The organism is Actinoplanes sp. NPDC051513 (assembly GCF_044454685.1).
GTDB lineage: Bacteria > Actinomycetota > Actinomycetes > Mycobacteriales > Micromonosporaceae > Actinoplanes.
Window position 1 is genome coordinate 40,276 of record NZ_JBITDW010000004.1, and the last position, 13,778, is coordinate 54,053.

The following is a 13,778-nucleotide window of genomic DNA, read 5'->3' on the forward strand; positions in this document are numbered from 1 at the left end:
GCCTGTGGACGGCGGCCGGAGATTGTCGTACCCGGTTGCTTCACTTGGCCCCACCCAGTGCCGGGGCGGGGAAGATCCGGGGCAACGACGGGAATATCGCTTATATCGACCGACTGTCGATCGAGGGCGGCCAGCTCTCCCCAACAGGTGTCTAGATCGCCGCCCCGATCTGTGACCACACCACCTTGCCGTCGGAGACCGGCAGCACGCCCCACGCCTCGGTGAGGTCCCGCACGAGCCAGAGCCCGCGCCCGCCCGGCGACGCCAGCCCCGGATCCGCGGGCTTGGGCATGCGCCGGCTGCCGTCCCGCACGCTGATGCTCAGCCGCCCGTTGCGCAGCCCGAACGTGAACTCCATCGTCGTGTGCGCGTGCCGCACCACATTTGCCACGAGCTCGGTGGCGACCAGTGCCGCGGTCCCCGCGAGGTCGGACCGGTGCCACGCTTCGCACGCCTGCGTCACCATCTGTCGCACCTGCCGGCAGGCGTCGGGCACCGGTCGCAGCCGTACCCGCACTTGCGGCGGCTCGGGCTCGGTCAGGAACCCGGCGAGCGCCACGTCGCAGTTCGTCGCGTATTCGAGCTGCGCGCACTCCGGCGTCGCCTCGATCGCTGCCCGCGTCGCCCGGGAGGCACCGCACAGCACGATCGGCACGTCCGGCCATTCTGCCGTCTGGCAGACCACGGCGCTCAGCGAGGAAACCCCGAGCGGGTCGCCGACGTGCAGGCCGGTGACGTCCAGGAGAAGCCGGGCGGGATCGGTGGCCAAGCTGCGCCGCACCGCCTGCTGCAGCGCGTCGCCGGTGACCGGGTCAAGTGTCCCGGTGATCCGCAGGACTGCCACAGGCAGCTCCCGCTCCGGCCGGCAGACGAGCTGGCTGGGCAACGGCTCTCCCTTCCCGCACGCTGGCCTCGTGATACACGTTCCTGGTGCCCGGCGCCACCCGGGGGCAAACGTCAGACCTGTGACCGGCAGCCAGGGCGCCGCTCGGTGATCGGCGAAACGCGACCTACTCTGGACGACATGGTCGCGGGGAGGGTCGGGCTACGTGCCCTGACGCCATATCTCGCGCGCTATCGCCGCACCCTGACCATCGTCGCCGTTCTCTCCCTCGTCGCCGCCGGCGCGGCGCTCCTCCAGCCGCTCCTGGTCCGCCGGGTGCTGGACGGCGTCACCGCCGGCCGCCCGATCGCCGCCCCGGTCGCCCTGTTGATTCTCCTGCTCCTGGCCGGCGCCGCCCTGCGCGGCGTCCGCGACTACCTGCTCCAGCGCACCGCCGAGGGCGTCGTCCTCACCACCCGCCGCCGGCTGGCCCGCCACCTGCTCCTGCTGCCGATCGCGGAATACGACCGCCGCCGCACCGGTGACCTGCTGTCCCGGGTCGGCGCCGACACCACCTTGCTGCGGGCGGTGGTCACCAGCGGCCTGTTCGAGATCGTCACGGGCGTGGTCATGGTGGGCGGCGCCCTGATCGCCATGGCCGTGCTCGATCCGCTGCTGCTCGGCGTCGCCGTCGCCGCCCTCGCCGTCGGGCTGTCGGTGGCGATTCTCGCCTCGCGGCGGGTGCGTGGCCTCTCCGAGCTGGCGCAGGCCCGGCTGGGCGAGATGACCTCGGCGGTCGAGCGGGCGATCTCGGCGGCCCGCACGATCCGGGCCGGGCGGGCCGAGGAGCGTGAGGCGGCGACCGTGGCCGAGGGCGCCGAGCAGGCCTATGCGGCGGGGGTGCGGCTGGCCCGGCTCGAGGCGACCGTGGGACCGGCCGCGGACACCGCCATCCAGGGCGCGTTCCTGGTGGTGCTGGGCGTGGGCGGGGCCCGGGTGGCATCGGGCGCGCTCGGGGTGGGCAGCCTGGTGGCGTTCATCCTGTTCCTGTTCTTCCTGGCCATGCCGCTGGGCCAGGCCCTGCACGCGTACACCCAGCTGCAGACCGGGCTGGGGGCGCTTCAGCGGATCGAGGAGATGCTTGCGCTTCCCGCGGAGAAGGACGGCGATCCCACTCGTACGCCCGAAAGCAGCGCGGCGAGCGCAAGCGGGGTCTCCTTGGCCGGTGTCTCCTTCGGCTACCCCGGGGAAAGCCTGGTTTTGCATGATGTGAGCTTCGAGGTGCCCCGCGGTAGCCGGATAGCGCTGGTCGGGCCGTCGGGCGCGGGCAAGTCGACGATCCTCGCCCTGATCGAGAGGTTCTACGACGTCACGGGCGGCAGCGTGCGGGTGGGCGGCCATGACGTGCGTGACCTGCCGCGCGACGCCCTGCGCGCCCAGTTGGGGTACGTCGAGCAGGAGGCCCCGGTGCTGGCCGGCACGCTGCGCGACAACCTGCTGCTCACGGCGCCGCACGCGACCGACGCCGAGCTGCGCACGGCGCTCGACGAGGTCAACCTGGGCGGACTGGCCGAGCGCGCTCCCGAGGGTCTGGGTGTGCAGGTGGGTGAGGGCGGCGTGCTGCTGTCGGGCGGGGAGCGGCAGCGGCTGGCGATCGCCCGCGCCCTGCTCACGAACGCGCCGATCCTGCTGCTCGACGAGCCGACCAGCAATCTCGACGCCCGCAACGAGGCCGCGCTGCGCGCCGCGATCGCTGCCGCGGCCGAGCAGCGCACGCTGATCGTGGTGGCGCATCGGCTGAGCACCGTGGTCGACTCCGACCGGATCGTCGTGATCGAGGGCGGCCGGGTGGTCGCCTCCGGCCCGCATCACGAGCTGCTCGACACCAGCGACCTGTACCGGGAGCTGGCGACGCATCAGCTGCTGGTGTCGTGACACCGCTCTCAGCAAAATGAAGTACCGTTGCGCGCCATGGGTGTGTCGACGCGGCTCAAGAGCCGGTTCCGCAAGTTTCTGCAGCGTCCGGGCACGACGGTCGACCTGGCGCCGTTCCGCAAGCGGCTGCCGGCGATCGATGCTCGTGAGGAGGCGCTGCGCGAGCTCGACGACGAGGCGCTGACCGAGGCCGCCGGCGAGGCGAAGGATCTCACCGAGCTCTGCGCGATCGGCCGGGAGGCCGCGTGGCGGGCGCTCGAGCAGCGGCCGTACGACGTGCAGCTGCTCGGCGCGATGGCGCTGCTCTCCGGCAAGGTCGCCGAGATGGCCACCGGTGAGGGCAAGACGCTCACCGCCACGATCGCCGCGTACGGTCACGTCCGCCTCGGCAACGGCCCGGTGCACGTGCTGACCGTCAACGACTACCTGGCCCGCCGCGACGCCGAATGGATGGAGCCGGTCTACAAGCTGCTCGGCCTCACCGTCGCCTGGGTCACCGAGGCGTCCACCCACGAGGAGCGCCGCGAGGCCTACCTGGCCGACGTCACGTACGTCTCGGTGAGCGAGGCCGGCTTCGACTACCTGCGCGACCAGCTGGTCACCGACGTGGAAGACCGGGTGCAGCGCGAGCTGGCGACCGCGATCGTCGACGAGGCCGACTCGATCCTGATCGACGAGGCCCGCGTGCCGATGGTGCTCGCCGGCTCGATCACCACCGAGGCCGACCCGGTGCACGAGGCCGCCGACCTGATGCGTGAGCTGCGCTCCGGCAAGGACTACGAGGTGGCCGAGGACGGCCGCAGCGTCGCGTTCACCGACGCCGGCCTCAAGAAGATCGAGGAGCAGCTCGGCGGCATCGACCTGTACGGCGACGACCAGGTCGAGCACCTCTCCGCGGTCAACGTGGCCCTGCACGCCCACGCCCTGCTGCACCGCGACGTCGACTACATCGTCCGCAACGGCTCCGTCGAGCTGATCGACGAGATGCGCGGCCGGGTCGCCCAGCGCCGCCGCTGGCCCGACGGCCTGCAGGCCGCCGTGGAGGCCAAGGAGGGCCTGAACGCCACCGCCGAGGGCGAGGTCCTCGACACGATCACCGTGCAGGCCTACATCGCCCTCTACGAGACGGTCTGTGGCATGACGGCGACCGCCGTGCACGTCGGCGAGCAGCTGCGCGAGTACTTCAAGCTCGAGGTCGCGGTCATCCCGTCCAACGCCGAGAACATCCGCGAGGACGAGCCGGACCGCATCTACTCGGCGCACGACACCCGCGACGAGGCCCTGGTCGAAGAGATCAAGATCGCCCACGAGAAGGGCCGGCCGGTCCTGATCGGCACCCTCGACGTGAAGGCGTCCGAGCTGCTGGCCAAGCAGCTGGCCGCGGCCGGTGTGCCGTCCAACGTGCTGAACGCCAAGAACGACGCCGAGGAGGCGACCATCATCGCCGAGGCGGGCGCGCTCGGCGCGGTCACCGTCTCGACCCAGATGGCCGGCCGGGGCGTCGACATCCGGCTCGGCGGCAGCGACGAGGCCGACCGGGACGCGGTCGTCGAGCTGGGCGGCCTCTACGTGATCGGCGCGGGCCGGCACGACAGCCGCCGCGTCGACGACCAGCTGCGGGGCCGCGCCGGCCGGCAGGGCGACCCGGGCGGCTCGGTGTTCTTCGTGAGCCTCGAGGACGAGCTGGTGACCCGGCACGCCGGCGACATCCTGCCCGCCTCGCCGCGGATGGACATGGACGGTGTCGTCCACGACGACCAGGTGGAGTACGCCGTCGAGCACGCCCAGCGCGTCGCCGAGGGCGTCAACCACGAGATCCACCGCAACACCTGGCGGTACAGCGTCGTCATCGAGCAGCAGCGCATCCAGCTGGCCGAGCGCCGCGAGCGGCTGCTCACCTCCGAGGTCGCCACGATCATGCTGCTCGAGCGCTCGCCCGAGAAGGCCAAGGAGCTCGACGAGGACGTCCTGTCCGACGCCGCGCGGGCGATCGCGCTGTTCCACCTCGACCGGCTCTGGGCCGAGCACCTGGCCGAGCTGCAGGAGGTTCGGGAGGGCGTGCACCTGCGCGCGCTGGGCAAGCTCGACCCGCTCGACGAGTTCCACCGCGCGGCCGTCCCGGCGTTCCAGGACCTCCTGACCAAGGTCGAGGCGCGCACCATCGAGACGTTCGAGGAGACCGACCTCTCCGAGGGCTGGGTGCCCGAGCGCGCCGAGATCGTGCGGCCCAGCGCCACCTGGACCTATCTGGTGCACGACAACCCGTTCGGCTCGGAGCTCGACCGGCTGATCGCGGCCGTGGGCCGCAGGCTTACCGGCGGGAGCTGATCCTTTTAGCAGATCCCGTGTGGCGTACGACACGCCACACGGGATTCTTTGCTTCTCCAAAGAAATGGAATGTGGCGCTGGTCTCAAATTTGCCCGAAAGCGCCTGACCAGTTGGGCAATGTTTAAACAAGCTGTCAGAAGCCGTTCTCAGAATGCATTTCCCAGGTCAAAGCCGATGTGGAACGATTTTCCCACAGTGTGGTTGCCGCCTTGACCGGGCAACGGCATCAGCGGAATTATTCTCCGCGAATTCACGGAGGGTGATCGGTTGTATACGGTTGCCGACCACGCAATTTCAGGGGGCTCTTTCACAATGCCGGTAAGCGCGCTGTCGCCTCGTGCCAACCGACTCACCGGACCAGGACGCGGCACTACCGGACCTCGCCGTTCCGCCGACCCCGCTCTGACCGTCACGGTCGCCATTCCGCTCACCACCGACGCGCTCACCCCGCAGGCCCACCGGCTGATCGAGGCGGTCCGCGAGCTCGTCGAGATCAGCCAGGGCACGATCACCGTCGAGTCGGCGGCCCCGGCCCCCTTCGAGCGCGACGAGCCGGCACCCGGCCCCGAGGTGCGGTTGCTCACCGGCACCCGCCAGGTGCTGCTCGACGGGCAGCAGCTGCCGCTGACCCGCCTCGAGTTCGACCTGCTGCTGTTCCTCGCCGAGCGTCCCCGCCGGGTCTTCACCCGCGGCCAGTTGCTGGCCGGCGTCTGGGGCTACGAGCACACCGGCGAGCGCACGGTCGACGTCCACGTCCGCCGGCTGCGGCTCAAGCTCGGCGGCAACCTCCCGATCGTCACGACGGTCTACGGGGTGGGCTACCGCCTCTCCGACGACGCCCGCATCGTCGTCACGCCGCACGAGTAGCCTTGCCGGGCGTGCGCGTGCGTCCGGTGTCCGTCGAGGGTCTCGTCGATGAGCTCGCCGACGAGCTGATCAGTCGGAAACCCGACAATTTCCTCCGGGTGGGCGTCGACGGGGCCGCGGCGGCCGAGCCAGGCCGCCTCGCGGACGCCCTGGTCGACCCGCTGCGGCTGCGCGGGCGCGACGCCGTACGCGTCAGCACCGGGGACTTTCTGCGGCCCGCCTCGTTGCGCCTGGAGTTCGGGCGGGAGAACCCGGACTCGTTCTACGCCGGCTGGTTCGACGAGGCCGGGCTCGCCCGCGAGGTCCTCGACCAGGCCGGCCCGGGCGGCGACGGGCGCATCCTGACCCGTCTGCGGAACCCGGAAACGGACCGCGCGGCTCGTGATCCTTACCACCCCCTGCCCCCGGGAGCGGTCGTTCTGGTCAGCGGCCCGCTGCTGCTGGGCGGCGGCCTGGGGTTCGATTTCGTGGTTCATCTCGAGCTCTCGCCGGCCGCGCTGCGCCGCCGCACCCCCGCTGACCAGCAATGGACCCTACCGGCCTTCGAGCGGTACGCCGGGGAGGTCGGGCCCGCCGGCTTCGCGGATGTCGTGCTGCGGGTCGACGATCCGAAGCGCCCCGCCATGGTCGAGCAACGTTGGTGACGCGAGTCTGTGGCGGACGCGACCACTGACAGTTATGCTCCGGTTACTTTTTTAGCGGAGACCCCAGTTTGGGATCTCCGGCGGCGGGTATCAGGCGGCACCACGGTGCGATGGGTCCGCCCTCCGGGGGACTCGCCGGCAGGGGCAGAGGAAGGGCAGGGGAGCGCATGCTCGTCAATGGAGCGGTGATCACGGGCAAGGGTGCCGCGAAGTCGCGTACCGCGGAGGAGGTCGAGCAGATCCGGGTCATCCTGCGCGGCCGGTTCGACGACGCGAACTCCGAGTACGAGGACGCCCTCGCGGAGAGCCACAAGCTCAGGCTGGTCGAGATCGGTGACGCCGCCGGCGACGACCAGGCCGACAGCGGGTCCAAGACGGCCGAGCGCGACGCCGCCTCGTCGCTGCTGCGCACTCTGCTCGACCGGCGCACGCAGGCCGAGCACGCGATGCAACGGCTCGACGACGGCGCCTACGGCAACTGCGAGGGGTGCCACAACCCGATCCCGGTGGAGCGGCTCGAGGTGTTCCCGTCCGCCACCACCTGCGTCAACTGCAAGCAGGTCCGGGAGCGCCGGGCCGGCTGACCGAGGCATACCGGGTCCGCCGCCGTGGGCGGCGGACCCGCTGTTTCCGGGTTAGCGTGATCGCATGGGCTCGATCGTCGTGGGCACGGCCTCGTGGACCGACCGGACGCTGCTGGCCTCGGGGTGGTACCCGGCTTCCGCCGACACCCCCGAGAAGCGGCTGGCCTACTACGCGAAGCAGTTCCCGATCGTCGAGGTCGACTCGACCTACTACGGGCCGCCCAGCGAGCAGACCACGAAGCTGTGGGCGCAGCGCACGCCGGACGGGTTCATCTTCAACATCAAGGCGTTCAGCCTGCTCACCGGCCACCCGACCAAGGTGTCCGCGATCTACAAAGACCTGCGTCCCGAGACCGACAAGAAGAACGTCTATCCCGGCGACGTGCCGCCCCAGGCGTACGAGGAGATCTGGAGCCGTTTTCTGACGGCGCTGGACCCGCTCGCCCAGGCCGGGAAGCTCGGCGCCGTGCTCTTCCAGTTCCCGCCGTGGTTCGGGATCCGCCGGTCCAACAAGGACTTCATGGTCGAGGTCGCCGAGCGGTGCAAGCCGCTGCGGCCGGTGTTCGAGCTGCGCAACGCGTCGTGGTTCGAGGGCGCCAACCAGGCCGAGACGTTCGACTTCCTGCGGGCCCACGAGCTGCCGTTCGTCTGCGTCGACATGCCGCAGGGCCACAAGTCGTCGGTGCCGCCGGTGATCGAGGCGACGGCCGATCTCGCGGTGGTCCGGTTCCACGGTCACTCCGACAAGTGGACCAGCAAGGACATCCACGAGAAGTTCGGCTATGAGTACTCTTCTCAGGAACTCGCCTCCTGGAAGCCGAAGTTGCGCGATTTGTCCGAAAAGGCGGGACAGGTCCAGGTCTTCATGAACAACTGCTACTCGGACTACGCCCAGCGCAACGCCTCCACGCTCATCGATCTGCTGGACTCCGACTGACCTCGACGCCTCGGCGGCGGGCCATCGCGATCAGGGCCGCGGCGTCGGTGACGGCCGCGCCACCAGGGTCATTGTTGAAATATACGTACGTCTCGGAGCACTCGTTCCCGCGTTCGAGCCACCTCGCGAGCGCCGCCCGCCCGTACCGCGGCCACGGCTCGGCCCGGCCCTCGTGCAACCGGATGTACGCCCAGTCCGTGGTCTTCCACAGCGGACCGGTAGGCCGTCCCTTCCGATCCGCCCAGCACAGCGCCGCCCGATGCTTCTCGAGCACCGCCCGCGTCTCGTCGGTGAACCACGACTGGTGCCGCGGTTCCACCACCACTTTCGTTTTCGCAGAGAACTGCGCCAATGTCTCATCGAGCAGCGCCGAATCCCCCTTGAGCGTCGGCGGCAGCTGGATCAGCACCGGCCCGAGCTTGTCGCCGAGCCCCGCCGCCCTTTCCAGAAACCGCCGCACCGGCTCTTCCGGCTCCCGCAGCCGTTTTACGTGGGTGAGATACCGGCTCATCTTGACCGCCACCACGAAGTCGTCCGGCGTCCGCTCCCGCCACTGTTCGAACGTCGTACGCTCCGGCAGCCGGTAGAAGGCATTGTTCACCTCCACGGTGCGGAACCGCTTGGCGTAGTGTTCCAGCCACAGCCGCTGCGCCAGCTTCTCCGGATAGAGGCGGCCCTTCCAGTCCCGGTACTGCCAACCCGAGGTTCCAACCATCAGCACGTGTGACGTGTACCCGGTTTCGCACGATCAACTCCGGGTATGCGGGAGGCTCACGCGAGACGAGGAGCTTTCCCATGTCACTCAACGACGACGACATCACCTCGACCAGCGCCGCGGCGACCGAGGGCCCGGCCGACGGTGGCGCCAACCCGGCCGGCCATGACGGCGGCGCGGACGGCAGCGCGACCGGCGAGGGCCCGGCGGACGGTGGCGCCAACCCGAACGGCCACGACGGCGGCGCCGACGGCAGCGCCTCGGGCGAGGGCCCGGCGGACGGTGGCGCCAACGCCGGTGGCCACGACGGTGGCGCCGACGGCCCCGCGGCCTGAGAGGGCCCGGCCATGACGATCCATGCGCCGGGCGGGACCCGCCCGGCGCTCGCCCGCTGCGTCTCGCTCGACCCCGCCAAGTTCGCCGCCTCCCACTGGGGCTGCGCTCCGCTGCTCTCGCACACCGGCCCGTTCACCGACCTGCTCTCCGCGGACGCCGTCGACGAGCTGCTCAGCCGCCGCGGCCTGCGCACCCCGTTCCTGCGCGTCGCCCAGCAGGGCAAGGTGCTGCCCACCGCCCGTTTCACCGGCGCCGGCGGCGCCGGCGCCGAGGTGGCCGACCAGGTCATCGACGAGGAGGTCATGCGCCTGTACGCCGGGGGAGCGACCCTGGTCCTGCAGGGCCTGCACCGCATCTGGCCGCCGCTGATCGACTTCGCCCGCGAGCTGGGCGCCGAGCTGAACCGCCCGCTGCAGGTCAACGCCTACCTGACGCCGCCCGGCAGCCAGGGCTTCAACACCCACTACGACACCCACGACGTGTTCGTGCTGCAGGTCGACGGCGTCAAGCGCTGGCGGATCCACGAGCCGGTCCTGACCGACCCGCTCGAGCGCCAGGCGTGGGGCGGCCGCTCCGAGGAGGTGGCCGCGACCGCCCAGGGCACGCCGGCCATGGAGGTGGTCCTCGCCCCCGGCGACGCCCTCTACCTGCCGCGCGGCTGGCTGCACTCGGCCGAGGCGCAGGAGCACCGCTCGCTGCACCTGACCATCGGCGTGCGCGCGCTGACCCGCTACGCCTTCGTCGAGGAGCTGCTCACGATGGCCTCCGCCGACGCCCGCCTGCGCGGCACCCTCCCCTTCGGGCTCGACGTCACCGACCCCGCCGCCGTCGAGCCCGAGCTGACCGAGACGGTCGAGGCGCTGCGCGACTGGCTCGCCCGCGCCGACCCGGCCGACGTCGCCGACCGGCTCGCCCGCCGCGACTGGCCGGCCGCCCGCCCGGCGCCGCTGAGTCCGCTCGCCCAACTCGACTTCGCCGACGGCCTGACCACGTCCTCGCTGGTCGCGGCCCGCGGGGGCCTGCGGTGGCGACTCACCGACGACGGCCCCGAGAAGATCGTGCTCCGGCTCGTCGGCCGCACGCTGCGCTTCCCCGCCGCTTGCGCGGCCGCGCTGCGGCTCGTGCTCGACGGCGAGCCGACGCGGGTGGGGGACCTGCCGCTCGACTCCGACGAGGACCGCCTCGTCCTCACCCGGCGGCTGCTCCGAGAGGCCGTGCTGACACCGGCGTGACCGACGCCGGGACGCCAACCGTGCTCGACCAGCTCAAACCGGAAAAGGATGCCTAAAGGCCGACCGCGGCGATGATCAGGCCGGCCGTCACCAGGCCGGTGAGCAGCACCGTGGCCACCGTTGCCGCGTCCAGGCCGACGCTGCGGCGGTCGGCCACCTTCTTGGCCGCCACCACCGCCAGCACCGGGCAGGCCAGCAGGACGACGAGGGCCACCACCGGCATCGCGTCCCGCCACGTGCCGGTCTGCTCGGCGCCGCCGAGGCCGCGCAACCCCAGGAACGCGCCCGCACCCACCAGCCCGCCGCCCAGGCCGAACAGCACGAACAGCGTCTTCACCCCGAGGTTCAGCGGCTGCGGCGGCGCGATGTACTTCACCTTCGCGGCCACCTCGTCGAGGTAGTCGGCCGCCTCCCGGTTGCCGCGCTGGCGGGGGATCGCGGCCTGCGGCATCGTCCGGCCGTAGCGCTCGGCGCGCGGGCCGACCTTGTGCACGTACTCGGCCCAGAGCCCGAGCGCCCGCGCGTCGACCTGTTCCAGGTCGCGCTGGGCCCGCTCGGCCTGCCCGGCCGTCGCCGCCAGGTTCTCGTCGGCCTCGCGCACCGCCTGGTCGGCCGCGGCGACACGGCCGTCGTGCCATCGCTCCGCCTCGGCGCGGAGGTCCGCGGCCTCCTCGTCCAGGGTGGTCAGCCGCCGCAGCACGCTGCGGTAGTCGGCGGTCTCGAAGTCTGCTGGTTGAACTTCGCTCATCACTGTCCGTAGGGGATGATCACCTCGGCGCCTCGATGCACCGAGCGGTCGAAATGCAGCGCCCGCCACGGCCGTGGGTACCAGACCGGCGCGGTGGCGCCAGGGTAGTACGGCGTGAGCTCGCTGCCGTGCACGTCCAGGGCCACCCACGCGCCGATCGCGTCGGTCCGGCTCGACGGCCCGCCGAGCGCGTCGCGCAGCAGGCCGGCGCCGCGCCACCAGCCGAGCACGTGGATGCGCCGCTCCGGGCCCTGCCGCAGGATCGTCCGCAGCTGGTCGGCCGCCGCCTTCCCGCCCGGCAGCGCGTCGGCCGCGTAGATCAGGATGAAATGCGGCCGGTCGCTGGGCCAGGTCGCGCTGGCCTCGTTGGCGGCGTCCTCGAGCAGCCAGTCGGCGTCGGCCGCGTGGAACATGCGCGGGTTGTCGGGAAGCTCGTTGCGCAGCGCCTCGGCCGCCGGGAGCGCGTCCTGGTCGAGGCAGAGCAGCGAGAACGCGGCGCCGTCCGGCGGGAACTGCGCGGCCAGCGAACGGGCGGCGGTGGCGAGCACCGCGCACGCCTCCTCGGTGCGGGTGCCCAGCACGGCCAGGTTGCGGCCGGGGGCGCGGCGCAGCACCGTACGCGCCGAGCGGGCCGCCACGTCGATCGTCTCGCCCAGCAGCACCATCGGCGCCTGGCCCTCGGCCGGGGCGAGCCGCCGGAAATCGCGGCTGTCCGTCAGCCGCGGCCGCGCGTCGCCGTCGAACAGCCTCGGCGGGCCCTGCTCGTCCGGGCGCATCCGCCACAGCCGGTGCTGCAGCGCGTTCCACCGCTCGCGGTCGCCGGCGGCCGGCACCCGTACGATCCGGTTGGCCTCCACCGCGCCGGAGTCGGCGTTGACCACCGCGTGGTAGCGCTGCAGCGACTCGGCGGCCGTGTTCGTCTCGGCGAGGATCCGCCGGGCCCGGGGCAGCGCGATCCGCAGCGAGAACTGCGCGACCAGCGCCGGGCGGCCCCACAGCGCCTCGATGCCCGAGACGTCCTGACTCGCCAGGATCAGGTGGATGCCCTGCGAGCGGCCCCGGCGGGCCAGGTCTTCCAGCAGGTCGACGGCCTCGGTCGCCACGGCGTCGCGCCCGGCCAGCAGCACCTGGAACTCGTCGACCACCGCCACGATCCGCGGCCACTGCCCGTCGGGGTCCTCGGCGCGCAGCTCGGCCAGGTTCGTCACCTCGTACCGCTTCGCCGCGTCGGCGCGCCGCCGCAGCTCCTCGCCGAGGAACCGCAGCAGCGCCAGACCGAACTCACGGTCGGTGTTGACGTTGACGCCGACCAGCTTGACGTGCGGCAGCCAGGACGGGTCGCGCCGGCCCGGCGCGAACCGGGCGAACGACACGCCCTCCTTGAAGTCGAGCAGGTAGAAAGCCAGCTCGGCGGGGGAGTAGCGGGCCGCGAGCGCGCCCATCCAGGCGTAGATCAGGTTGGTCTTGCCGGTGCCCGACGGCCCGGCGATCAGCGCGTGCGGCGGGTAGTCGCTCAGCGTCACCGAGACGGGCACCCCGAGCGGGCTGTCACCGAGCGGAGCGGTCAGTCCGGTCGCGGCGCTCTCCTTCCACAGCTCCTGCGGCAACAGACTGTCCAGCGCGACGGGCGCCGGCCCCGCTTCCACGGCCTCCGCGATCCGGCGACAGGCCGCCGCGACAACAGCTTGCGGAGGACCACCATCCAGCCGTACGGGCAGAGCACCGGCGCTGCTGATCCGCGCGTGATCGCCCTCCAGCGCCGTGATGAACTCGATGCCCGGGCCCGCCTGCACCGGCATCCCCTGGATGATCAGGTGTACGCCGGCCGCCGCGCCCGTACGCAGAAGCCGTTGAAGTTGGGTCTGCTCCGGCCGGCTCAGCTCGCCCGCGCCGAGCAGCACCGCGACGCGCCACGGCTCGGGACGCCGGTGGGTGGCCGCGGCCAGTTCCCGCAGCGACGTGTACTCGCCCGCCAGGACCGTCTCGTTGATCCGCCGCACCTGGTCGACCAGGTCGTTCAGCAGCGCGCCCAGACCTCCCGGCCCGATGAAGGTGAGCACGCCGGCCGGCGCCAGCGTCGCGAACCGCGCCAGACCCCCGCCGAGGTGCTCCGGGTCGTACCCGGTGATGGTGAGCGCCCCCGGCGCGGCCGTGCCCAGCGCCCGCAGCAGCAACCCCGCGACCACCTCGTCGCCGATCCGGCGCTCGCCGCGGACCACGACGTGACCCTGGTCGAGCAGCGGCACCAGCGCCGGCACCGGCTCGGGATGGGGCAGCAGCAACCGGCCCACCCGCAGCTCGGGCGCCCGGTCGAACGGCGTCGGCTGCCAGTCGTCCCACGGATCGCCGGCGGCGCCCGGAGCGGCCCGGTCGGCGGCCGACGCGGCGGCCCCGGCGAACGCGGCGAGATCCTTGCGATGCCGGTCGTCGATCTCGCGCAGCCGCGAGTCGAGCGTCTCGGACACCTTCTTGCGGCGGGCGATCGCGGCGGCCACCACCCGCTCGCGGCGGGCGATCGCGGCCGCGTACGCCTCCTGGGCCGCGGCCACGGCTTCCTCCGCCGCGCCGAGGGCGTTCGATAGCCCGGCCCGGATGTCCATCACCTGTTGTGCGGTCGACTCAGCCATG

The 13,778-nt window shown here is 72.1% G+C and carries 12 protein-coding genes; 8 read left to right on the forward strand and 4 right to left on the reverse strand.

What is annotated here, in order from left to right:
* Positions 1-151: 151 nt before the first annotated feature.
* The gene (locus ACIA5D_RS14595; protein ID WP_396030394.1) at positions 152-886 is read right to left on the reverse strand and encodes an ATP-binding protein; all 735 of its coding nucleotides are present in this window, start codon (positions 884-886) and stop codon (positions 152-154) included.
* Positions 887-1,024: 138 nt separating this feature from the next.
* On the opposite strand from ACIA5D_RS14595, the gene ACIA5D_RS14600 reads away from it, so the two are divergent.
* The 6 genes from ACIA5D_RS14600 (at position 1,025) to ACIA5D_RS14625 (ending at position 8,119) form a co-directional block, all read left to right on the forward strand.
* Complete coding sequence (locus ACIA5D_RS14600; RefSeq protein ID WP_396030395.1) at positions 1,025-2,758, forward strand: ABC transporter ATP-binding protein; 1,734 nt, start codon at positions 1,025-1,027, stop codon at positions 2,756-2,758.
* Positions 2,759-2,794: 36 nt separating this feature from the next.
* Positions 2,795-5,086, forward strand: a complete 2,292-nt coding sequence (secA2, locus tag ACIA5D_RS14605) for an accessory Sec system translocase SecA2 (protein ID WP_396030396.1) — start codon at positions 2,795-2,797, stop codon at positions 5,084-5,086.
* A 313-nt stretch (positions 5,087-5,399) separates the two neighbouring features.
* Positions 5,400-5,954, forward strand: a complete 555-nt coding sequence (locus ACIA5D_RS14610; protein ID WP_396030397.1) for a winged helix-turn-helix domain-containing protein — start codon at positions 5,400-5,402, stop codon at positions 5,952-5,954.
* Positions 5,955-5,965: 11 nt separating this feature from the next.
* Complete coding sequence (locus ACIA5D_RS14615) at positions 5,966-6,598, forward strand: uridine kinase (protein WP_396030398.1); 633 nt, start codon at positions 5,966-5,968, stop codon at positions 6,596-6,598.
* A gap of 167 nt (positions 6,599-6,765) precedes the next feature.
* Positions 6,766-7,182, forward strand: coding sequence for a TraR/DksA family transcriptional regulator (locus ACIA5D_RS14620; RefSeq protein ID WP_396030399.1), 417 nt, complete (start codon positions 6,766-6,768; stop codon positions 7,180-7,182).
* A 64-nt stretch (positions 7,183-7,246) separates the two neighbouring features.
* Positions 7,247-8,119, forward strand: coding sequence for a DUF72 domain-containing protein (locus ACIA5D_RS14625; protein ID WP_396030400.1), 873 nt, complete (start codon positions 7,247-7,249; stop codon positions 8,117-8,119).
* Here ACIA5D_RS14625 and ACIA5D_RS14630 read toward each other — a convergent pair.
* Positions 8,094-8,834, reverse strand: coding sequence for a DUF72 domain-containing protein (locus ACIA5D_RS14630; protein WP_396030996.1), 741 nt, complete (start codon positions 8,832-8,834; stop codon positions 8,094-8,096). The two genes, ACIA5D_RS14625 and ACIA5D_RS14630, sit on opposite strands and share 26 nt — an antisense overlap.
* Before the next feature lie 80 nt (positions 8,835-8,914).
* On the opposite strand from ACIA5D_RS14630, the gene ACIA5D_RS14635 reads away from it, so the two are divergent.
* Positions 8,915-9,169: a BatC protein gene (locus tag ACIA5D_RS14635; protein WP_396030401.1), complete on the forward strand. Its 255-nt coding sequence runs from the start codon at positions 8,915-8,917 to the stop codon at positions 9,167-9,169.
* Between the two features lie 12 nt (positions 9,170-9,181).
* Positions 9,182-10,402 (forward strand): cupin domain-containing protein, encoded by a 1,221-nt coding sequence (locus tag ACIA5D_RS14640; protein ID WP_396030402.1) that lies wholly within the window; start codon positions 9,182-9,184, stop codon positions 10,400-10,402.
* Between the two features lie 52 nt (positions 10,403-10,454).
* On the opposite strand, the gene ACIA5D_RS14645 is transcribed toward ACIA5D_RS14640, so the two are convergent.
* Together ACIA5D_RS14645 and ACIA5D_RS14650 are read right to left on the reverse strand one after the other, a co-directional pair.
* Positions 10,455-11,150 carry a hypothetical protein gene (locus ACIA5D_RS14645; protein ID WP_396030403.1) on the reverse strand — a complete coding sequence of 232 codons (696 nt, stop codon included), beginning with the start codon at positions 11,148-11,150 and terminating at the stop codon, positions 10,455-10,457.
* Positions 11,150-13,777 carry an FtsK/SpoIIIE domain-containing protein gene (locus ACIA5D_RS14650; protein ID WP_396030404.1) on the reverse strand — a complete coding sequence of 876 codons (2,628 nt, stop codon included), beginning with the start codon at positions 13,775-13,777 and terminating at the stop codon, positions 11,150-11,152. The genes ACIA5D_RS14645 and ACIA5D_RS14650 overlap by 1 nt, the downstream gene beginning before the upstream one ends.
* Position 13,778: the final 1 nt, after the last annotated feature.